This window comes from Shewanella livingstonensis (assembly GCF_003855395.1).
GTDB classification, from domain to species: Bacteria; Pseudomonadota; Gammaproteobacteria; order Enterobacterales; family Shewanellaceae; genus Shewanella; species Shewanella livingstonensis.
The window spans coordinates 2,627,659-2,647,554 of the sequence record NZ_CP034015.1; the positions used below are offsets into that span (position 1 = coordinate 2,627,659).

Consider the following 19,896-nt stretch of genomic DNA (forward strand, 5'->3'; position numbering starts at 1 on the left):
ATATACAACCCTTTGCTGTTGATATGATCGTTTTTTGTTAATGAATATAAGGATAATAGTTATCAAGATCTTATTAATAACATGATGATAAAAAAGCCCAGTCGTTATTACTCTGCAGGGCTTCATCAATTAAAGATAGATTATTTTACATTATATTTTTTCGGTTCATGGTTATAACCATGACAAGTACCACAAGTGTATGGATCAGGGAATACCTTACTTAGTGTGTAATCATTATTATGACTCGGAACCCAAAGATCACCATACGGTTGATAATTGCCTAATTCGTTCACAGTAGCTGTACTTGCATGACGTTGATTAGAAACATTCTTTTCTTTAGGAATAAACTTGGCTAAGTTGGAATCGCCATGATGTTTTTGGAGTTGACTTTCATTATTAGTATTGTGACACCAGAAGCAACGCGCCCCACGGTTATGACCTTCTGGCGCGCCGTTATTTCCATGGCAAGTTGCACAATAATTAGGTTGGGGATAATCAAATCCATCAGCACTGTTTGTTGGCCAGCTTTGCCCACCATGGCCTAGCGGATCCTTTTTATCATTGTGACATTCAGTACAATCGGCTATTTTCCAACCAAAATGAGTCTGGTCGAGAATTTTAGCATTACCTACTTGTGTTTCACTCGTTGCTGCGGGGAGGTATCTTAATGTCCCTGTACCTGTTACATCTGCAGTTGGGTACATGTCGAAATCACCTAGGCTATCGAGTGTCGTATGCTGGAGTTCATCTTTTGCAATATAGACATCAATTTTATGATCTTTGTGTAAATCCACATCAATAGAGTTACGCTGTTCAAACTTAAATGATACTAATTGAAGATATTCCCAAGGGTATGTCATTATTCTTGAGTCATAAGTGAACTCATTGTTTACCGCTCCAGTTCCGTTAAAAGTTTGCCATTCTTTTGCGCAAACAGCTGGATTGATTGGGTCCATACCTGATGCCGGCGAAGAGCCATCTCGATTAAAATTACACGCAGGCGGTGTATATGTGAAATCACCTGCAGTCGCAAGTTCACCACGTGATGGAGATGTAGCGGTCCAGCCACCATAAGGGCCAGTCCATTGGTCATACATCATTGCAAAATGTTCTACTACAGCCCCAGAACTCATGGTTGCCCACCAAGTAAACCTAATGTCTGCGTCAATTTGTTTTGCAACAGACAACCAGGCATCCATTTCAGTCATAACTCCCTCTTGGAATACATCAGAGCGAAGATTAAAAGGGTGTACTTCTACATTTTGAGCAACTACCTGCAGTTCACCTGTAAAAGAATTAATATGAAATACTTTTGGAATAATGTATTTCCCATCATCAGCCGCTAGACGATCCTGTTCTTGCTGCCACACCCAATGTCGTCTATTGGTCATCTCATCAGTGAATGGTAAGAATCTAATTTTCATCTCTCGTTTCAACCAAAATTGGTCGATGCGGTCATAACTCGTTTCAAACGATCGGTTTCCATATTGTCTATTTTGACCAATTGATGGGAATATTGAAAAATGCCAGTTTTCACTATTAAAGTGTTCACCGTCATTTTCATCAAACAGGCCATCACCGTTAGCATCCCAAGAAATTTTGTATTCAAACGTATTATATTGTGAATCTTTATAAGAGGTTATATCACCTTCCCAGCGCATATCAGCACGGGTACCCACAATAAAACGAAGCAAATCAAACGGACTATAGTGACCTGGTTTAAAGATATCAGGTCTTGCAGTGCCCGCGCCAAGCCCATCGGGGTTAGTTGCAAGATAATCAATCATAGCTTGTGTATTTTGGGTGTAAGCAGGTCCCGTTTCTTTATTAACAATGCCTGCTAGTGCTGCATCGTTGAAAGCAACTCTGCCATCACCATTTATATCTCGAGAACTGTCACCAGTTGCTTGAAGATACAGGCCTGTGCCAACCCATTTGGTGGTATTGTCTTCAAGTCGGCCAATATTAACCCCAACATTTCCTCTTAATTCAAACCCTTTAATATCGAAATAAGGAGTTTCAATGTAATTCCAGGCTTCGTTAACGACTTTTGAGTCCGCAGGCGTTTCGGTAACGATTGGCTGTGGTGCATCGACCACAGTTTTGTCTTCTGAACCACAGCCCCATAAACTCACCATCAATAAGCTTATCAGTGTTTTATTATATAATTTCATCATACATACCTATTTATTATGTTTAAGTCTTAAACACATTTTTTTGCACAAGTATGGTGAGGTTAAGTTGATTAGTGTTCAGTGTTGTTTTCTGTAAAAAAAGCCGCGTGAGTTGTCAAATTATGAAGTGTGTCACTTAATTGTTTGAATTTCGTTTGACGTCTAGAGGATATTCAAACCCTTTAGCAACAATTGGGTATTGATTATAGAGCCAGAAATTCTTCGTGCCAGAAAAATGATTTGATGAAGATAGACCTAGATTTTCACATAAAAGTCAGTCAAAAACCTTCAAAAGTACTGTAAGAAATCACACACTTTATTTGAAAAAAATGTATCTGTGATCTTGCTCCTAGGCGAATAATAAAACTGGGGGTAACTTGCTTGGCATGTAGAGGTGGACAGTAATATAAACAATATATAACTAGTTCATGGGAATGCGGTGAGATACCGCGGCTGTGCCTGCAACTGTAATCAGAGCAACATATTAATACCACTGGTCGACGATCGGGAAGGAATATGTTTAGACGCTGAGAGCCAGGAGACCGACCTCTATTAGACTTTGACTCAAGCGGGTTTCTTGAGCAGACGACCAAGTATAATAGTGTCGGCAATTAGGGTGTATTTAACACTAGGCTTCACTCTCACTCGGTTTTATCTGTTGTGATCAGAATAAGATGAAACAACCTCTATTTTGATTATCTCCCCCAAAGGGAGCATTCCCGCGCTTTTAACTTTTTTCTAAGGAAAAACCATGCAGTTAAAAACGCGCTTATCTATTGTTGCCTTAATGTGTGCAGCAAGTTTCCAGGTAGCCTCACAAGAAATGGATGACGTTATGGTGGTCACTGCTGATCGCTTTGACGCTTCCCCTGAACAACGTCTTGCCGTCGTCAATACCATTGAGCGGACAGAAATAGCACAGATTAATCCTAAATCTGTGGTTGATTTATTAGAACAATTACCCGGTGTGAGTGTTACCCGTACCGGTGGTGCGGGTCAAACCGCTAGTGTGAGTATTCGTGGTGCTAATTCAGATCATGTCTTGGTGCTTGTAGATGGTGCCCGTATTAGTTCAGCAACCCTAGGTAGCGCTAGTTTTAATGGCCTATCACCAGAACAAATAGAACGTATTGAAGTGGTAAAAGGCCCGAGGGCGTCTATATGGGGCAGCGATGCCATTGGTGGGGTTATCCAAATATTTACTCGTAAATATGCACAAGACGAAGGCTTTGTTGGTGCTGAATTAGGTAGCGATAATTATTCTCGCTACAGCGCTGGCGGCGGCATTTCACATGGTGATGGATTAACCAGTGTGACCGTGTCAAAAGAGCAAAGTGATGGTTTTGATGCTAAGCGTGACGCTGAGACTGATGATGATGGATATGACAGACTGAGCGTGGGTCTTAATGGATTACAAAATATTACCGATCAATGGTTAATCAGCTGGAATGGTCAATATTCTTCAGGAAACTCTGAATACGACAGTTCTTGGGGCGGTAATGAAGCTGATTTTGATAATTACTACGTTAACGCAGCAGCGCAATACCAGTCAGATGCCTGGGAATCTAAGTTGTTAATTGGTCAGAGCCAAGATTCAAATGAAAATTTCCGTAATGGCGTTGAGGGCAAGTCGTTATACGAAACAACGCGTGACCAAGTGAGTTGGATAAACCAGTTTACAGTAAACGACATGCTGACGTTTAATGCGGGTGCTGATTACATCTCCGAAGAAGTAGACGGCTATTACGCCCAAAATGAACGTGATATAACAGCGGTTTTTGCTCTTGCTCGAGTTGATATTAATCAATGGTTACTTGAAGGCGTAGTTCGTTACGACGATGTCGAAAATATTGACAGTGAAACATCGTTCAATCTCAGTGCGGGTTATCGATTTGATGATAATTGGCGCATGAGTTTGGGCTATGGAACTGGTTTTAAAGCACCTACTTTTAATGACTTATACTGGCCCAATTCTGGTAACCCAGATCTTACGTCAGAAACCTCTACCAATGTCGACTTAACACTAAGTTACACAAACGAAGATTATAATGCTTATGTCAGTGTATTTGATACAGAAGTCGATGATCTTATTAACTGGGTGAACACGGGTGAAAAAGATCAAAATGATTGGGATATTTATCGTCCTGAAAATGTTGATGAAGCCTCAATTAAAGGTGCTGAATTTGGTGTTAACTTTACGGTTAATGGCCTACAGCACACACTGAGTTATACCTACCTAGATACTGAAAATAAACTCACTAATGTAGAGCTAGAAGGCCGAAGTGAACATGAGGCTGACTTTTCTCTCGCCTACCCAATCGCGGATTGGGATTTAAGACTTGATTACCATTATCAAGGCAAGCGTAAAGATGGCGCCGAATACAACGATGCTTACCATAAAGTGGATGCAAGTATTGGTTACACATTGGCGCAAAACTGGCAGTTTCGGTTAAAGGCAAACAACCTATTTGACGAAGATATTATATCAAATGCTGATTACTACGGCCCCGGTGCACAGTGGTATTTAAGTGTGAGTTATAACAAATTCTAAGGTTACCAATTGAATGTGTTAATCCTGATTAAAAGGTTAACACATTCTTTTTCCCCAAAGGTTTGCTAACGCGAGGTTAAGATGAACTGCCAATACGATAGCCATCACCACAGAACTCAATATTCTCACGTAACAGTGAAAGATGTTTGCTGGTCAACAGATAAAAAGTCGGTGCTTGATAAGGTATCATTTACGGTAAATAAAGGTGAATTCATTGGTATTCTTGGTCCAAACGGCGTGGGTAAGTCAACCTTATTACGGTGCCTATATCGTTATATAAAAGCGAGTGCGGGTGAGGTTTTTCTCAATGGACACAATATTTCTAGCTATTCCCAAGCTGAGTTTGCGCGCCATGTGGCAGTAGTTACACAGCATTGTCCAACAGGATTTACCATGACTGTTCGACAATTTTTAAGATCGGGTTTATTAGCCAAAAAGCCCTGGTGGAAAAGCGTTAACCAAGCAGATGAAACAACACAAATTAATGCGCAACTCAACCGAGTCAATTTACTCGACAAAGCTAACGATAATTTTGATTCATTATCAGGAGGGGAACAACAACGAGTATTAATAGCAAGGGCATTATTGCAACAACCACAGTTACTTATTTTAGATGAACCGACTAATCATTTAGACATTCATTACCAAATTGAAACACTTAAATTAGTTAAAAGTTTGGGCATTACTGTAATTGCTTCAATACACGACTTGAACCTTGCAAGTGCGTATTGCGATAGTTTGTTATTACTTCATCAAGGTAAAGTCTCTGCATTTGGTACGCCCAATGACGTACTCACTCAAGAAAATATAAAACATGTATATCTTGTAGACGCAGATATTTACTACCACTCAAATAATGTTTACCCCAGTATTCGATTTAAATTTTCACAGCCCAGTAAGTCGTTATATCAATTCGCACCTAAGCCAGTCACTGAAACTGAAAACAAAGATGAAAATGTAAATTCATCGGCCAGTGAACTCAAAGGGCAAATATATGCTTAAACCCAGCTGGCTATTATTTATCTTAATTCCGATTTTTATTGTGTCGCCCATATTTGCCATCGCCATGGGAAGTGCCGATATTGCCCTTATTGAAGTGTTTAATTCCTTTAGTCGCTATGTGATGGGCCAAGAATACGGTTCGTTAACTGACCGAATTATCTTAGAACTTCGACTACCTAGAGTTGTGCTGGCAATGCTATGCGGTGCCGGCCTTGCAGTATCGGGTACCGTGTTACAAAGCGTGACACGTAATCCACTTGCCGATCCTTATTTATTTGGTATTTCATCGGGTTCAACATTGGGTGCTGTTATTGCACTTACCATGGGGTTCAGTGGTGCAAGTCTACCTTTATATGCATTTCTTGGGGCATTAATTGCTGTTTTTGTGGTGATGATGATGGCTCGAGATGGTCAAGTTGAAGGGCTTATTCTTGCTGGTGTTGCCATTTCATTTTTATTGTCTTCATTGTCAAATATGGTGCTGTATTTCAGTGAAGATCAAGCTATTAAGTCGGTACTTTTTTGGAATATGGGCAGTTTTAGTCGCGCAAATTGGGATAACTTATTATTCCCAAGCATCGTTGTAATTGGTTCTATTTTCATTGTGTATCAATTTCAGCGGCCCTTACAAGCACTCATGGCCGGTGATGAAAGTGCTCACACTCAAGGCGTTGCCGTGGTGCCATTACGTTTAGGCATGTTACTGCTTACCGCAATGATAACCGCATCGTTAGTGGCGAACTGTGGCGGTATTGGTTTTGTTGGGTTGATGGTTCCTCATATCGTCAGAATGCTCATTGGTGCAGCCAGCAGAGCAACACTCATAGCCACAGGCTTGTTTGGTTCAATATTAATGGTTTGGGTTGATTTGTTGTCCAGGCAAATATTGGACAATCAAGAATTACCCGTTGGCGTTGTGACATCAATTATCGGCAGCGTGTTTTTTATAGGCATCTTGATGAAGCGAAAAGGAAAAACATTTTGAAGCAACTCATTATAGGTGGCGCGAGATCAGGTAAAAGCACGTTGGCTACAAAAACGGCGCTAACGTGGCAAAACCTTTCAGGTGGAAAAATTACTTTAATCGTTACGGCTCAACCTGATGGTGTCATCGGCAGTGAAATGTCTAAACGGATTGTGCATCACCAAATGAATAGACCCAGTGACTGGGATGTTATAGAGGCTTGGACAGATTTAGCTGAGGCGATTGACCATGCGCAAGCAGATAATACGCTTATATTAGTTGATTGCTTAACACTGTGGTTGGCTAATGAATTAATGAGTAACGAAGGCAAATGGTTAGCGGCTAAAGCAAGGTTACTTTCGACAGTGGCCAATAGCCATTGTCCCATCATCATGATTGGCAATGAGGTCGGCCAAGGTGTTGTACCTATGGGAGAGTTTAACCGTAAGTTTGTTGATGAGTTAGGTTGGCTGCATCAGCACCTTGGTGCAGTAGTGGATACCGTTACTGTGTGTATTGCGGGTTTGCCTATGATACTAAAAAGCAAACAAATCAATAGCAGCAATAGCTTATGATGCAGATGACTTATAAACATAAATGGCAACTTAATCCCATTTTTATGGTTATATTTCAATTAACTAGCATCATCTTATTGCTTACGTTATCAAGCTTAACGTTTGCTGCTGAGACTCATGTTATTGAACTATTGGATTTATCCAATACGCCTACTCACAAAACCGTCAATAGTATTGTTGCACTATCACCACATTCAGTTGAACTGCTTTATGAGATAGGCGTTGGGAATAAGATAATCGCCACCGTTGACTATGCAGATTTTCCTGAAGAAGCTAAAAATATTAAACGTATTGGTCATTCAGATTTCATCGATATGGAAGCATTGCTTGTACTTAATCCCGATTTAGTGGTGTTAAGTTTTGAAGATACCAGCCAACCTTTAATCGATCAGCTTAACAATTTACATTTACCTTTATTAGATACCAGTGTCAGTAAGCTAGACGATATAGCAGATAAACTTGAAGAATTGGGTGCGGCTACTGGGCATTTTGAGGTCGGAAAACAAAAAGCCCAGGTATTTAGACACACTCTTAAGCAGTTACGCGAACGATACAGTCATAAAACGCCTGTAAAAGTCTTTTATCAAATATGGCCAGAACCGCTTACTACTGTGTCAGGTGGTTGGATGAATGATCTATTAACAGATTGTGGCGCTATTAATATTTTTGCTAACGGTGTTGCTGCATATCCTCAGGTATCGATGGAGCAAGTGCTAGTCAGAATGCCAGAGCTAATTCTTAAACCTCATTATCACGGTAACAGTAATCAAGAAAGTATTGATTGGTCCATGTGGAACGAAATCCCGGCGGTTGCAAATCAGCAAATACAATTAATCAAAGGCGATCTTGTGCATAGAACTGGCCCTCGAGTCGTAAAAGGGATGGCTAAGGTATGTGAATTAGTTGATGCGGCACGAGAACAACGGGCGGCATTATGATCAGTCTATTTATTGGCGGCGCACGCAGTGGTAAATCAGGTTTAGCCGAAGCGTTTATTACGGCACAAGCTCAAGGCGAACCCATAATATATGTCGCGACCGCAGAAGCTGCACCAAGTATGCAACAACGCATTGCACTGCACCAACAAAGACGTCCGAAAGAATGGGCCGTGATTGAAGAGCCTTATGCACTTGTCGATGTTCTACTAGACAATTCAGATGTAAATCAATGGATTATTATTGATTGCCTTACTCTTTGGTTGACCAACCATCTTATAGCTGCAAGCGACCTTAAACAGCAAATAGCACGTCTTATTTATGGACTGCAACGCACCAACGCTAATATTGTTTTGGTTTCAACAGAAACAGGGTTGGGATTAATTCCTGATGATGAGATGAGTCAACAATTTGTTATCGCAAGTGGTGAGTTACATCAAGCCGTTGCTACCTGTGCCGACAATGTCATTTTTTGCCAAGCTAATTTAGCCAACGTATTAAAAGGTAGAGATTATTTCGAGTTAACGTCAAACGCAGCACAAGCGCAATTGACGTTGGAGGCATTATGCTAACTAAAATGACTTTACTTAGGCATGGTGAACCGCAAAACGCACATTTATTACTGGGTCGAACAAATCCGCAGCTAACCGCTAAAGGGTTTGAACAGATGAAAGCAAGATGCAGTAACGCTCAATATAACCGAGTAATTACGTCGCCTTTAATTCGCTGTGCAGATTTTGCCACTCAATATAGCGCCCAAAACAACACTCCACTGGTGATCGAAAACAGATTACAAGAGTTAGATTTTGGTGAATGGGACGGTGTAGCGTTGGCTGAACTTTGGCAAATGCCTACAAAAGCGTTTGAAACCTATTGGCACCAGCCCTGGCACCACATCCCGCCGGGAGGAGAGTCAACTAATGCTCTGTTACATCGCGTCAGTCAATTAATACATGAATTAAGCATACGTTTTACCGGAGAGCATATCCTCATGATTACTCACTCAGGTGTTATACGGGTCATCTTATCTTGGTTACTACAAGGGCTACAACAGGGAAATGCTCATTTAAGTCGTGTTGAGTTACAACATGGTGCCAGTTTGTCTATAGGGGTGTTTATAGACGATGAAGGTACTCAATGGCCTCAATTGATAGGCTTAAATAATTCACCTTAAAAAGGTTTAATAAAAAATATTGAAATAAATATCTGTTTACAAATGATTTTATCGATGAAATTAATTGATTATTGTTTTATTTAATGATGAGCGTAAAAATAAATTACGGTGGATATGCTATGAAATCAAGTCTTGGTGTTAAAAACAGTAATGGTTCAGCCTCGATAGAGTATGTTAATGAACAATCAACTTCTTCAGTAACAAGTGATAATAGGAAAGTGATTGTTTTTAATATTCTTAATGCTGCAGCTACACAACTTGAAGAGCTGCATGGCATATCAGATGCGGGGGCAGGTAAAAATTTAATGCACCTGACACCGACACGCGATAGCGAGTTTATTTCTACCGGAGCACATCAAACACCGCTCACTACTTTGCCAAATCCAACCCAACTTACACTCCAAGGCTTACTCGCCAACGGAGGGATTAGTCCTGCGGTGTTAACGCGTTCGTTATTAGCTTATTTCAATAGCTTAGGTTACGTCATTAAGTTTCGTAGTTATAACTTTGGGGTGCTTAAACCTACCGGAAAACCCAGTGATTGGATTAATTGTTGCGTTCATTATGGTGGTGAAAATGCCGCTGATAGTGATCAAACGCGTATGCATTTACAACGCGAGTTACAGCAGCAAGCTATTTCAGGTCATATTAGTGTCGTAGCTGAATGCGGAGTCGGTGGCACCACTTTTTCAACCCTGTGGTTAAGGCTACTCACAGGGTTAACAATATCACCTGCAGGTAGTACAAAAGATAGCAATAAGCTTGCTAAAAAATCAGCAATACTTCGAGATCTAGAATTAGAATATCGTCTTTTACAATCTGATTTTAATCCTGAAACCTTACTGTCTAACCCAAGATTTCACGACGAAATACAAGCAGCAATTTACACCTTGATGTCTCATTGGCCTGCCAATCTCCGTCTACCAAGATTTGCTGGCGGTATGATGTTTGTTGCCCCTTTAATCGCGGCTTTACAGCGCAATGATGCTGCCATGACCAATAAAATGCCAATGCAAGGAAACATCGATACCACGCGTTGGGTTTGTGGCGATGGCGTCGACATTGCACCTGTGCTCAGGTTATTGCCATCGTCATGGACATTTAGGGTTAACCGAACTCATTTTGCGAAAAGTCGTTTTTCATGTTTACAAGTATTCGAACAAGGCATAGTTGTTGAAGGCTGTGGCTTTGGTGGCTTGCTTGTACTTGCAGAAGAACTGGGCATAACCCAAGAAAACATTATAAGTGTTCTTGAAAATGCCTGTGAGCAGCACATTAAACAATCCACAGCAGCCCAAGATTCTAATGCTGCCTAATTACAGAGTTTTCATATGAATCGTTATAAATTAATGGTGCAGGGCACCACCAGTGATGCGGGTAAAAGTGTCATGGTTGCGGGGTTATGTAGAGTATTAGCCCGTAAGCATTTTGATGTGGCACCGTTTAAACCGCAAAATATGGCATTAAATAGTGCCGTCACTATTGAAGGCGGAGAAATTGGCCGTGCCCAAGCTGTTCAGGCACAGGCAGCTGGTCTTAAACCCAGTATTCTAATGAATCCGGTATTGCTTAAACCCAATACTGACACTGGTGCTCAAGTGATTGTTCGGGGCAAAGTATTATCAGATATGGATGCGCGAGAATACCATGCCTACAAACCTAAGCTGTTGGCTATGGTGGTTGAAACCTTTGACGATCTCGGTAAACAATTTGAACATCGCATTATCGAAGGTGCTGGCAGTCCAGCAGAGATAAATCTACGTGATAACGACATTGCCAATATGGGTTTTGCGGAAGCTGTTGATGCAAAAGTGGTCATTATTGCTGACATAGATCGCGGCGGTGTATTTGCCCATTTGTATGGCACATACGCATTATTGTCGCCAACTGAACAGGCTAGGGTATGCGGATTTATTATCAATCGCTTTAGAGGTGATCCAAGTTTATTGGATTCAGGCTTAACCTGGCTAACAGAAAAAACCGGCGTGCCTGTACTGGGTGTTATACCTTATTTAAAAGGATTATACCTAGAGGCTGAAGACGCTATTAATGTGCAGCAAACTGATGGTGATGCGCACTTTAAAGTCGTTGTTTTGGGTTTGCCTCGGATCAGTAATCACACTGACTTCGATGCTTTGCGGCTTCATCCAAAAGTCGACCTCACTTTTGTACGCCCTGGCGATCAATGGCCTAATGCCGATTTAATTATTGTTCCTGGTTCTAAAAGTACCCGTGGCGACTTAGCCGCGTTGCGTACTCAAGGTTGGGACAAACAGATTGCAAGGCATCTGCGTTTTGGTGGAAAAGTCATTGGCATTTGTGGTGGTTATCAAATGTTGGGCAATAAAATTTCGGATCCCAATGGCGTAGAAGGTCCTGCCGGGGAGTGTTTAGGTTTAGGTTACCTCAATATAGACACCAGATTACAAGGAACAAAACAACTTAAACAAGTCTGTGGAACCGTAGAAATTAACGGTAAAAAAGCCACTATATCGGGTTACGAAATCCATGTAGGCGAAAGCCATTCCAACGACTTACAACCTTTTACACTCAATGGCGTAAAAGATGGTGCTATATCAAGTTGTGGAAACATACTTGGTGGCTATTTACATGGCATGTTCGATGATCCTGACGCGTGTAATTTATTGCTTCATTGGGCAGGTCTTGAAACCGCTCATTCTCAAGCATCCGATATGGATCAATTAAGAGAAGCAGGATTAGACAGAGTTGCTGACGCTATAGAGGCACACCTCGATCTTGATACCTTATTTGCCGACATTAGAGGATCACTGTCATGGAAAAAGTAATGTGTCCGGCTTTGTTTATTACCGCCCCTTCTAGTGACAGTGGCAAAACTACCGTGGTTGCGGCAATGGCACGTTACTGGCGCAATAAAGGCAAAAAAGTCAGGGTGTTTAAAACTGGGCCCGATTTTATCGATCCTAAATTTCATGAAATTGCCAGTGGACAACCTGCTTATCAACTTGATCTTGGCATGATGGGAGAGGCCATTTGCCGACGTCATTTATATCAAGCGGCTAAAGATGCCGATTTAATTTTGATTGAAGGTGTGATGGGCATGTTTGATGGCACAAGTAGCAGTGCCGATCTGGCCGCTAAATTTGCCATTCCAATGCTTGCGGTTATTCCAGCCGCTAAAATGGCACAAACATTTGGTGCTATAGCTTATGGTTTGGCACATTACCGTAAGGATGTCACTTTGTTTGGTGTGGTTGCAAACAAAGTGGGTAGCGTTGGCCATGCAAAACTGTTGCAACAAAGTATCCCCGACGGCATTGCTTATTGTGGCTATTTACCAAGAGATGAAGCGTTGGCGCTACCAGATAGACATTTAGGCTTAGTGCAAGCACAGGAAATTCCACAACTTGATAGTTGGCTAGATACTGCTGCATCGTTATTGGGTGAAAGTTGCGACATGACATTACCACAAGCTGTATCTTTTGAATACGAACCACAAAATAAGCACGTTTTAAAATGTAATCAATTACTAAAAGGTCAATCAATTGCTGTTGCGTGTGATGCTGCCTTTGCGTTTATTTATCATGACAACCTTTCTTTACTACAGAATCTAGGTGCTGAGCTGTGTCTTTTTTCGCCACTAACTGACGCCTTACCAGATTGCGATTCGCTTTATTTACCGGGTGGTTATCCAGAATTACATGGCCGCACTTTACAACAGAATCACGTTTTGATGGCCAGTGTTCAACAACATGTTGCGAGTAATAAACCTGTTGTTGCTGAATGCGGCGGTATGCTGTTTTTACTTGATACGTTAACAGATAAGCAAAATGAAACATTTCATTTTGCCGGGGTGTTACCAGGCAATGCAACAATGAAAGATAAATTACAAGGGATTGGTATTTTACAAGTTTCAATAGCTGATGAATTACTAAAAGGTCATTGTTTTCATTATTCTACTAGCGATATCAAGCTTCAACCTATTGCTACAGCTATCAGCACCGGGCGTTTTGGTTCGAGTGAAGCCGTATACCAACACGGGTCGGTTATTGCCTCATATGTTCATTGGTATTTTGCCAGCGCTCCACAAGTTGTTGCCAACTGGTTTTTAGGCAGCAGCTTACCAAAACATAAAATTTCCTAATAGGTATTGATGATGAGTAATAATCAATTAGCCCCAGAAAATAGTAAGGTTTATAGCGCTTGGCACCCTATATTAATTCTCACTGCTATCGGATTTTTAACACGTATTTCTATGCCTAAATGGGTTGGTTTTAGTCAACAAGATGTTGCTAATGCTTCAAGATGGTTTTCTCTTGTTGGTTTATTGGTGGGATGTTTTCTCGGGTGTTGTTTATGGCTGTTAACACCGTTATTTGGTCAAGCGATCGCGGTAGCCCTTACCATTATTATAGGTTGGCGCCTTACTGGTGGTTTTCATGAAGATGGACTTGCGGACGTGTGTGATGGATTTTGGGGGGCCTGGCAACGTGATCGTAAACTCGAAATCATGAAAGACAGTCAAATTGGGGCTTATGGTGTACTTGCTTTAATCGGATCATTTAGCCTTAAACTCCTTATTCTGAGTCAATTACCCCTAATGTTGGCCGTATTTGGCCTAATATGTAGCCACACTGCTGGTAGAGCTGGCGTAGGGTGTATGCCTGCATTACTTCCTTATGCCCGAGTGGATGGTCCGAGTAAAACCCCGCAACGTAAATTAATTCCGTCTAATAGTGTATTAGTAATACTCGTGTTAATTGCAGCCATACCATTATGTTTATTCCCCATTAATGCATCATTTTTTTTATGTTGCAGTTGGATTATTGGGTTCTGGTTAATGTTTAGGTTGATGAAGCAGCATTTACAAGGATATACCGGAGATACACTCGGGGCGACAGAACAAGTTATCGAAATAGTGACACTATTAACGTTGGTGTTATTAAATAATTGTGGGGTGTTATAAATGTCAGATGTAAATACAATCAGCAAACAAGCACAAGACCAAAAGCGTCGAGATGCACAAAAAGCCAAAGTTAACGAGGCTGTAGCAAAAGCGGACATTGAGCGGGGTTTATTACTCGTCATTACGGGTAATGGTAAAGGTAAGTCAACTGCAGGTTTTGGTAACATCACCCGAGCATTGGGTCACTACCAACAAGTCGCAGTGGTGCAGTTTGTTAAAGGTAACCTTGCTTGCGGAGAACGCAATTTATTGAGCCGACTTGGAGTACCGTTTCATACCATGAATACCGGTTTTAGTTGGGATAGCAAAGATCCATCAAACGATAAATTGGCTGCACAACAAGCTTGGGCGCAGGCTAAACTTTGGTTAGCTGACCCTCACTATGATGTGATTTTACTCGATGAACTGACCTATATGATTACATGGGGATTTATTGAATTAGATGATGTATTGAATACCTTGGCTAACAGGCCCACCGAGATGTCCGTCATCATCACCGGCCGTGCAGCACACCGGGATCTTAAGGATTTGGCTGATACGGTAAGCGAGGTAAGGCCTGAAAAGCATGCATTCCAACAAGGCCTTAAAGCGCGTATCGGGATAGATTGGTAATTTATGCAGCAACTAATCAATATTGGTGTCGATCCTAAACCGGGGCATTTACTTCATAATTGGCAGCATGCTGAAACATTTCTGCAGCAATATGGCCTTGATGGTTTTGAAATCGCTCCACATGGTAATTTTGAATCGAGTTTATTACCCAAATCATTAGTGAAAGGACTTCATCTAACCTTTTTCCCTATCTTGTTGCCGTTTTGGCAGCAAGATTCTGAGGCATTATTATCAATATTTGGTGACTGGCTAACGGTTGAGCAATATTACGGCGGCCTAGAGCCACAATGTTTAGTTGACACTTATGTACATCAGTTAAATATGGCACAAGATCTTAATGTGCCTTATGTTGTTTTCCATCCGGTGAGTTGCGATATGGAACATTTATTCGATTTTGCATTTCCTTGGCAGTTACAAGACACGTTAAAAGCGAGTGCAGCTTTGATTAATGCTGCACTTAAACAAAGTTATTTTACAGGTAAGTTATTGTTTGAAAATCTATGGTGGCCAAGTAGTTTTCGCCTTGATAGTCGGGATGAGTATGATCAATTACGCAAATTGATTAACTATGACAACTGTGGTCTATGTTTTGACACGGGTCATATGATGGCAACCAATACCCAACTTATGAATGAAAGCGAAGGTGTTGCATTTCTAATGAAAAAACTCCACCAGCTAGACTTATGCAGTGAAATTGAAACGGTACATTTAAATGCTAATCTCAATGGGAGCTATATTAAGTCGGCTAAGCTAAACCAACAGCCGTATCTGCATTGTGATGATTTTTGGCATCAGCTCGAGGTCGCTTTAAAACATGTAAGCTTAATTGATAGTCATTCACCTTTCACTCAAGTCTCATTAGTGCCGCTATTAGAATTAATAAAACCTAATCATATTGTCCATGAACTTGGGCAACCGTCACTTGCTCATTGGCAGCGGTCTATTCATGCACAATTACCTTTGGTGACCCTATGTTAATCAGTTTAATGTTTTGGCAAGTTTGCGCAGCGCTTGTTATAGCACTTACTTTGGATAAGTTGTTGGGTGAACCAAAACGTTTTCATCCACTGATAGGGCTTGGGAATGTTATTAGCTTTATCGAAAAAAAATATTATGCCAAACGCCGTATAAATGGTGTTGTTGCCGTTGTTTTATTGTCACTACCGGTGACATTATTGTATTGGGTCAACATTCCGTGGTGGCTACAAGCTGTTGTTTTATATTTTGTTATTGGTGGTCGTAGTTTAGGTGAACATGGCCGAGCGGTTGCTGATGCACTGCGTCAAAATGATTTATCTTTGGCGCGGGAGCGTGTGGGATATATAGTCAGTCGCCGAACAGAAAATTTGGATGAGTCTCAAGTCATTAACGCCACGATTGAGTCTATGCTTGAAAATGGAAACGATGCGGTATTTGGTGCGTTATTTTGGTTTATTGTAGGGGGGGCTCCAGCTGCCATAATCTATCGTATAGCCAATACATTAGATGCTAGATGGGGATACAAAAACGATAAATACTTTCTTTTCGGTTGGTTTGCCGCCAATTGGGATGATTGGTTAAATTATATCCCAGCACGCTTATGTGTTCTGACTTATGCCATACAAGGAAATGTGGCTGATGCGTTAACATGTGCCAGAGTTCAGGGGGCGCAATGTGCCAGCCCTAATGGTGGGCCTGTTATGGCTAGTGGCGCGGGTTCATTAGGTATTACCATTGGCGGGGCCGCAGAATATGACGGCTATAAATGTGATAAACCTTTACTAGGTAAAGGGCCTAAGCCCGATTGGAACAGCATTAATAATGCGATTCAGTTGGTGGATCGCGGTGCAATATTGTGGGCTGTGTGTTTAGGGATTGTTTATTTTAGTTTGTTGTTATCACAAGGAATATCGCTTTGAGCGGATTAATGCATGGCGGCCGGCTGAGGCTTGCATCTGATAAATATCAAATTCCATTTTCCAATTGGCTAGATCTTTCAACTGGCGTGAGCCCTTGGACTTACCCATTTACCAATGTCGACACATTATGTTGGAATAGATTACCAGAAGAGGAAGATGGGTTAGAAGCAGCGGCGCGGCAATATTATCAAACAGATTCTCTTTTAGCCGTGGCGGGCTCTCAAATGGCAATCCAATTGTTACCTAAAGTATGGTTGGATCACCTTAAGGAAAAACCGCAATATTTGTCTTCAAATATTAATCTAAAGGTTGGTTTGCCAAAACAAGGTTACAAAGAACATGAAAAAGCTTGGCTCAAAGCGGGTTGGCAAGTCGTTCATTATGACGGTGTCCCTAGCTCTACTATAGTTGCCGATGTAAATGCATTAGTTGTGATTAACCCTAACAACCCAAGCGGTTTATTGATCAGCAATAAACAACTTTTGGAATGGCACCAGTTATTATCAGCAAATGACGGCTTACTGGTTGTTGATGAGGCGTTTGCTGATATTGATAATAACAGTAGTCTTAGCCATTTATGTCCAAAAAACAATCTCATTATATTAAGGTCTATTGGTAAATTTTTCGGTCTAGCAGGCATTCGAGTTGGGTTCGTTATCGCCAATACTCCAATCCTACATCGTTTAGCTGCAGAGATAGGGCCGTGGATTATAGCTGGGCCCTCTCGTGAAGTGACTAAGCAAGCACTTGAAGATAGCGGTTGGCATAAATTTCAATGTGCCAGACTCAAAAAAAGTACTGAGAGACTTGCAGTGTTATTAACTAAGATTGCTACAAATCAAATACAAGACCCTCACGATCTGTCTGGAAATACTGAAAGGTGGCGGATTTCTGGTTCTAGTCTGTTTCAGACTTTGTACTTACCCAATGCAAAAGAAGTCCATGATAACTTATGTAAAGAGGCTGTTTTTGTCAGATTAACAGATGAAGAAGATGCGTTAAGGTTTGGTTTACCACTGAATGAAGATCAATGGCTCAGGTTAGAAAGTGTACTGCCAAAAGTATTAACTCTTAAATAATATAAATATCTCGAATAACGGCATAATTCAGCAAAAAAGTGCCATCAATTATATTGATGGCACTTTTTAATTTCTATCACTTACTAAAATTTAGTTTAATTGGATACCTAAATCATTTGCGGCATCATTAGCATGTTGTATAAATATAGCCTGTACAGCAGGCTTTTCTCCTAACCCTTCGAGTACAGTGTTAACGTTTATTCCAAGTGTCGTTAACACCGTTTTCCATGAATCTTTTTCATCGCCAGCCATATCGTTGTTGGCGTGATCGCCTGCAACAATCATTAATGGACGTAACATTATACTGGTTACATGTTGTGATTCTATTTGCATAACGATGTTATTTAAATCAGGAAAACCTTCAACTAACCCCACAAAAGTTTTAACTTGGGGATACATTTTGTTCATCTCTATTTCGAACTCTTTGTACAAACCCGTTGATAAATGTTCGTTACCGTGGCCCATATATACCAGAGCTCTATTTTGTAATTTTGCTTGAGCAACATCGTCTTTGAGAGCTATTGCAAGAGAATGTATATCTTGATGGTAAGGATATTTAACGCCCCAAGTACCAAGTAACGGACGCCCAAGAGCAAGACGTTTAAAAGGTTTAAATTTGGGTTTTATTGTTTCAATATCTGCAAGGGCATCGACAATGGCTTTAGTGTCCATGTACTCTTCACCATGTGTTAAATGGGTAGGCTGTACAACAATATTACTAAAGCCTAAGTCTTGTAAATCAGCGAGAGTACCAAGAACATTTTTTACATTATATAAGGTTGCGGGTACATTCTGATGTTCTGCAATATAGGTTTTATCTGTTGCTCTTTTGTGCCATTTTTTTCTGATAAAATTAGAGGTAAACGCAAGTCTGACTTCTGTATTTGGATACCTGGTTTGCATTGACGATTTTATATCAAGTAGCGATGCAAGAGTCGAATCATAAGTGGTACCAAAAGCGGCTATAACGATAGCGTTTTGGGGTTTGTTATCCATATTTTTTTCCGCTGCGTAACTATTAGAGATGAGTAAAGTTGAACCAATAATGACAGCAAATACCTTATTAAATCGTTTCATATGTGGTCCTTATATTGTAAATCAATAGAACTTAATAAGCCTGTTCGGCTTCCAGCATGAATTAACTGACAATAGATGATCAGCGGGTATTTCGACGTGGTCACTCTACTTATTTAGAAGTATTGAATGCAATATTAATTGTTATTGTTTATGCCATAGGGCTCAAGTATTTATTTATTAATATGAGAAGTAATGTGCAAAAATGGTTCTTTATTAAAATTAGTGTTAATAATCTCATATTTTATCAATATTTTGTGTGATATGAGTTTTAATGAAACAGTTAATAACCCCATAATCAATATTTTTTTTACACAGTTAAATAACGCATTACTCCCTAATCTCTACAGGCTCAGGCTGAGAAGGTGCATGAAATTAAATTCATTAATAATTGCTAAAATAACAGCTCAGTTTTTAACAGATATGAGTTGATATTTAAAGGTCGTGGGGGAAGGTCGAAATCAAATTGGTTATGGCGGGATTTCCGGGAAACAGGTCAATATCCATTTAAGGTACACTACTTAAGGGAGAATATATAGAGATTGGGTCATTGTCCAATACGGTTTAGATCACAGAACCATAACCTTGCTAAAAAAGCTGTTAATTATCACAGTGCTTTACTCATTATATCTCAATACACTTGCGAAGTTGATTTGCCATTTGGCCAGATTGTTGAATGAGTCTTAATATTTAATACTCATTCAACCCTAATTTGAGGGGGAACCAGATGTTATTTCTGGGCTGTACCCGCAACTGTAACTGTTTACCTTTATGTACCTAGATTTATATTATAAATGAGTCGTATACATAGAGACAAATCAGAAGCCAGAGAACCCTAATCAACAAAAAAGCTGAATATCGGGCGGGCCTATCCGAATCACAGTTCAGGTAAGATTGGTATTATTATGTTAAT

The 19,896-nt window shown here is 40.5% G+C and carries 17 protein-coding genes and 2 riboswitches; of the genes, 15 read left to right on the forward strand and 2 right to left on the reverse strand.

Annotated elements, in window-relative coordinates:
• Positions 1 to 140: 140 nt before the first annotated feature.
• Positions 141 to 2,174, reverse strand: coding sequence for a hypothetical protein (locus tag EGC82_RS11255; RefSeq protein WP_124730847.1), 2,034 nt, complete (start codon positions 2,172 to 2,174; stop codon positions 141 to 143).
• A 375-nt stretch (positions 2,175 to 2,549) separates the two neighbouring features.
• Positions 2,550 to 2,739: riboswitch (cobalamin riboswitch) on the forward strand.
• 186 nt (positions 2,740 to 2,925) lie between these two features.
• Here EGC82_RS11255 and EGC82_RS11260 point away from each other — a divergent pair.
• From EGC82_RS11260 to EGC82_RS11330, 15 genes are all read left to right on the forward strand, one after another.
• Positions 2,926 to 4,725 carry a TonB-dependent receptor domain-containing protein gene (locus tag EGC82_RS11260; protein WP_124730848.1) on the forward strand — a complete coding sequence of 600 codons (1,800 nt, stop codon included), beginning with the start codon at positions 2,926 to 2,928 and terminating at the stop codon, positions 4,723 to 4,725.
• Between the two features lie 81 nt (positions 4,726 to 4,806).
• Positions 4,807 to 5,727: an ABC transporter ATP-binding protein gene (locus tag EGC82_RS11265; protein WP_124730849.1), complete on the forward strand. Its 921-nt coding sequence runs from the start codon at positions 4,807 to 4,809 to the stop codon at positions 5,725 to 5,727.
• Positions 5,720 to 6,712: a FecCD family ABC transporter permease gene (locus EGC82_RS11270; RefSeq protein ID WP_124730850.1), complete on the forward strand. Its 993-nt coding sequence runs from the start codon at positions 5,720 to 5,722 to the stop codon at positions 6,710 to 6,712. The genes EGC82_RS11265 and EGC82_RS11270 overlap by 8 nt, the downstream gene beginning before the upstream one ends.
• Entirely contained in the window at positions 6,709 to 7,266 is a 558-nt protein-coding gene (gene cobU, locus EGC82_RS11275; protein WP_124730851.1) for a bifunctional adenosylcobinamide kinase/adenosylcobinamide-phosphate guanylyltransferase, read from the forward strand. Before EGC82_RS11270 ends, cobU begins: the two co-directional genes overlap by 4 nt.
• Positions 7,263 to 8,204, forward strand: coding sequence for a cobalamin-binding protein (locus tag EGC82_RS11280; protein WP_124730852.1), 942 nt, complete (start codon positions 7,263 to 7,265; stop codon positions 8,202 to 8,204). The genes cobU and EGC82_RS11280 overlap by 4 nt, the downstream gene beginning before the upstream one ends.
• On the forward strand, positions 8,201 to 8,773 hold the full coding sequence (locus tag EGC82_RS11285; RefSeq protein ID WP_124730853.1) for a bifunctional adenosylcobinamide kinase/adenosylcobinamide-phosphate guanylyltransferase: 573 nt from the start codon (positions 8,201 to 8,203) through the stop codon (positions 8,771 to 8,773). The genes EGC82_RS11280 and EGC82_RS11285 overlap by 4 nt, the downstream gene beginning before the upstream one ends.
• On the forward strand, positions 8,767 to 9,375 hold the full coding sequence (locus EGC82_RS11290; protein ID WP_124730854.1) for a histidine phosphatase family protein: 609 nt from the start codon (positions 8,767 to 8,769) through the stop codon (positions 9,373 to 9,375). The genes EGC82_RS11285 and EGC82_RS11290 overlap by 7 nt, the downstream gene beginning before the upstream one ends.
• A 119-nt stretch (positions 9,376 to 9,494) precedes the next feature.
• The gene (locus tag EGC82_RS11295) at positions 9,495 to 10,691 is read left to right on the forward strand and encodes a nicotinate-nucleotide--dimethylbenzimidazole phosphoribosyltransferase family protein (protein ID WP_244212449.1); all 1,197 of its coding nucleotides are present in this window, start codon (positions 9,495 to 9,497) and stop codon (positions 10,689 to 10,691) included.
• Positions 10,692 to 10,706: 15 nt separating this feature from the next.
• A complete protein-coding gene (locus EGC82_RS11300; protein WP_124730855.1) occupies positions 10,707 to 12,182 on the forward strand; it encodes a cobyric acid synthase in 1,476 nt (491 codons plus the stop codon).
• Complete coding sequence (locus EGC82_RS11305; RefSeq protein ID WP_124730856.1) at positions 12,170 to 13,498, forward strand: cobyrinic acid a,c-diamide synthase CobB; 1,329 nt, start codon at positions 12,170 to 12,172, stop codon at positions 13,496 to 13,498. Before EGC82_RS11300 ends, EGC82_RS11305 begins: the two co-directional genes overlap by 13 nt.
• A gap of 12 nt (positions 13,499 to 13,510) precedes the next feature.
• On the forward strand, positions 13,511 to 14,320 hold the full coding sequence (gene cobS / locus EGC82_RS11310) for an adenosylcobinamide-GDP ribazoletransferase (protein WP_124730857.1): 810 nt from the start codon (positions 13,511 to 13,513) through the stop codon (positions 14,318 to 14,320).
• Positions 14,321 to 14,932 (forward strand): cob(I)yrinic acid a,c-diamide adenosyltransferase, encoded by a 612-nt coding sequence (gene cobO, locus EGC82_RS11315; RefSeq protein WP_124730858.1) that lies wholly within the window; start codon positions 14,321 to 14,323, stop codon positions 14,930 to 14,932.
• Positions 14,933 to 14,935: 3 nt separating this feature from the next.
• A complete protein-coding gene (locus tag EGC82_RS11320) occupies positions 14,936 to 15,910 on the forward strand; it encodes a TIM barrel protein (RefSeq protein WP_124730859.1) in 975 nt (324 codons plus the stop codon).
• On the forward strand, positions 15,904 to 16,830 hold the full coding sequence (gene cbiB, locus EGC82_RS11325; RefSeq protein ID WP_244212450.1) for an adenosylcobinamide-phosphate synthase CbiB: 927 nt from the start codon (positions 15,904 to 15,906) through the stop codon (positions 16,828 to 16,830). Before EGC82_RS11320 ends, cbiB begins: the two co-directional genes overlap by 7 nt.
• Complete coding sequence (locus EGC82_RS11330; protein WP_124730860.1) at positions 16,827 to 17,909, forward strand: threonine-phosphate decarboxylase; 1,083 nt, start codon at positions 16,827 to 16,829, stop codon at positions 17,907 to 17,909. Before cbiB ends, EGC82_RS11330 begins: the two co-directional genes overlap by 4 nt.
• 90 nt (positions 17,910 to 17,999) lie before the next feature.
• On the opposite strand, the gene EGC82_RS11335 is transcribed toward EGC82_RS11330, so the two are convergent.
• Positions 18,000 to 18,986, reverse strand: coding sequence for a sirohydrochlorin cobaltochelatase (locus EGC82_RS11335; protein WP_208646896.1), 987 nt, complete (start codon positions 18,984 to 18,986; stop codon positions 18,000 to 18,002).
• A gap of 678 nt (positions 18,987 to 19,664) precedes the next feature.
• A riboswitch (cobalamin riboswitch) is annotated at positions 19,665 to 19,833 on the forward strand.
• Positions 19,834 to 19,896: the final 63 nt, after the last annotated feature.

What these genes read in the sequence shown, in the direction of transcription:
- EGC82_RS11255 (WP_124730847.1), bottom strand. Translation starts at nt 2,174, where the DNA reads ATGAAATTATATAATAAAACACTGATAAGCTTATTGATGGTGAGTTTA.
- EGC82_RS11260 (WP_124730848.1), top strand. Translation starts at nt 2,926, where the DNA reads ATGCAGTTAAAAACGCGCTTATCTATTGTTGCCTTAATGTGTGCAGCA.
- EGC82_RS11265 (WP_124730849.1), top strand. Translation starts at nt 4,807, where the DNA reads ATGAACTGCCAATACGATAGCCATCACCACAGAACTCAATATTCTCAC.
- EGC82_RS11270 (WP_124730850.1), top strand. Translation starts at nt 5,720, where the DNA reads ATGCTTAAACCCAGCTGGCTATTATTTATCTTAATTCCGATTTTTATT.
- EGC82_RS11280 (WP_124730852.1), top strand. Translation starts at nt 7,263, where the DNA reads ATGATGCAGATGACTTATAAACATAAATGGCAACTTAATCCCATTTTT.
- EGC82_RS11285 (WP_124730853.1), top strand. Translation starts at nt 8,201, where the DNA reads ATGATCAGTCTATTTATTGGCGGCGCACGCAGTGGTAAATCAGGTTTA.
- EGC82_RS11290 (WP_124730854.1), top strand. Translation starts at nt 8,767, where the DNA reads ATGCTAACTAAAATGACTTTACTTAGGCATGGTGAACCGCAAAACGCA.
- EGC82_RS11295 (WP_244212449.1), top strand. Translation starts at nt 9,495, where the DNA reads ATGAAATCAAGTCTTGGTGTTAAAAACAGTAATGGTTCAGCCTCGATA.
- EGC82_RS11300 (WP_124730855.1), top strand. Translation starts at nt 10,707, where the DNA reads ATGAATCGTTATAAATTAATGGTGCAGGGCACCACCAGTGATGCGGGT.
- EGC82_RS11305 (WP_124730856.1), top strand. Translation starts at nt 12,170, where the DNA reads ATGGAAAAAGTAATGTGTCCGGCTTTGTTTATTACCGCCCCTTCTAGT.
- cobS (WP_124730857.1), top strand. Translation starts at nt 13,511, where the DNA reads ATGAGTAATAATCAATTAGCCCCAGAAAATAGTAAGGTTTATAGCGCT.
- cobO (WP_124730858.1), top strand. Translation starts at nt 14,321, where the DNA reads ATGTCAGATGTAAATACAATCAGCAAACAAGCACAAGACCAAAAGCGT.
- EGC82_RS11320 (WP_124730859.1), top strand. Translation starts at nt 14,936, where the DNA reads ATGCAGCAACTAATCAATATTGGTGTCGATCCTAAACCGGGGCATTTA.
- cbiB (WP_244212450.1), top strand. Translation starts at nt 15,904, where the DNA reads ATGTTAATCAGTTTAATGTTTTGGCAAGTTTGCGCAGCGCTTGTTATA.
- EGC82_RS11335 (WP_208646896.1), bottom strand. Translation starts at nt 18,986, where the DNA reads ATGAAACGATTTAATAAGGTATTTGCTGTCATTATTGGTTCAACTTTA.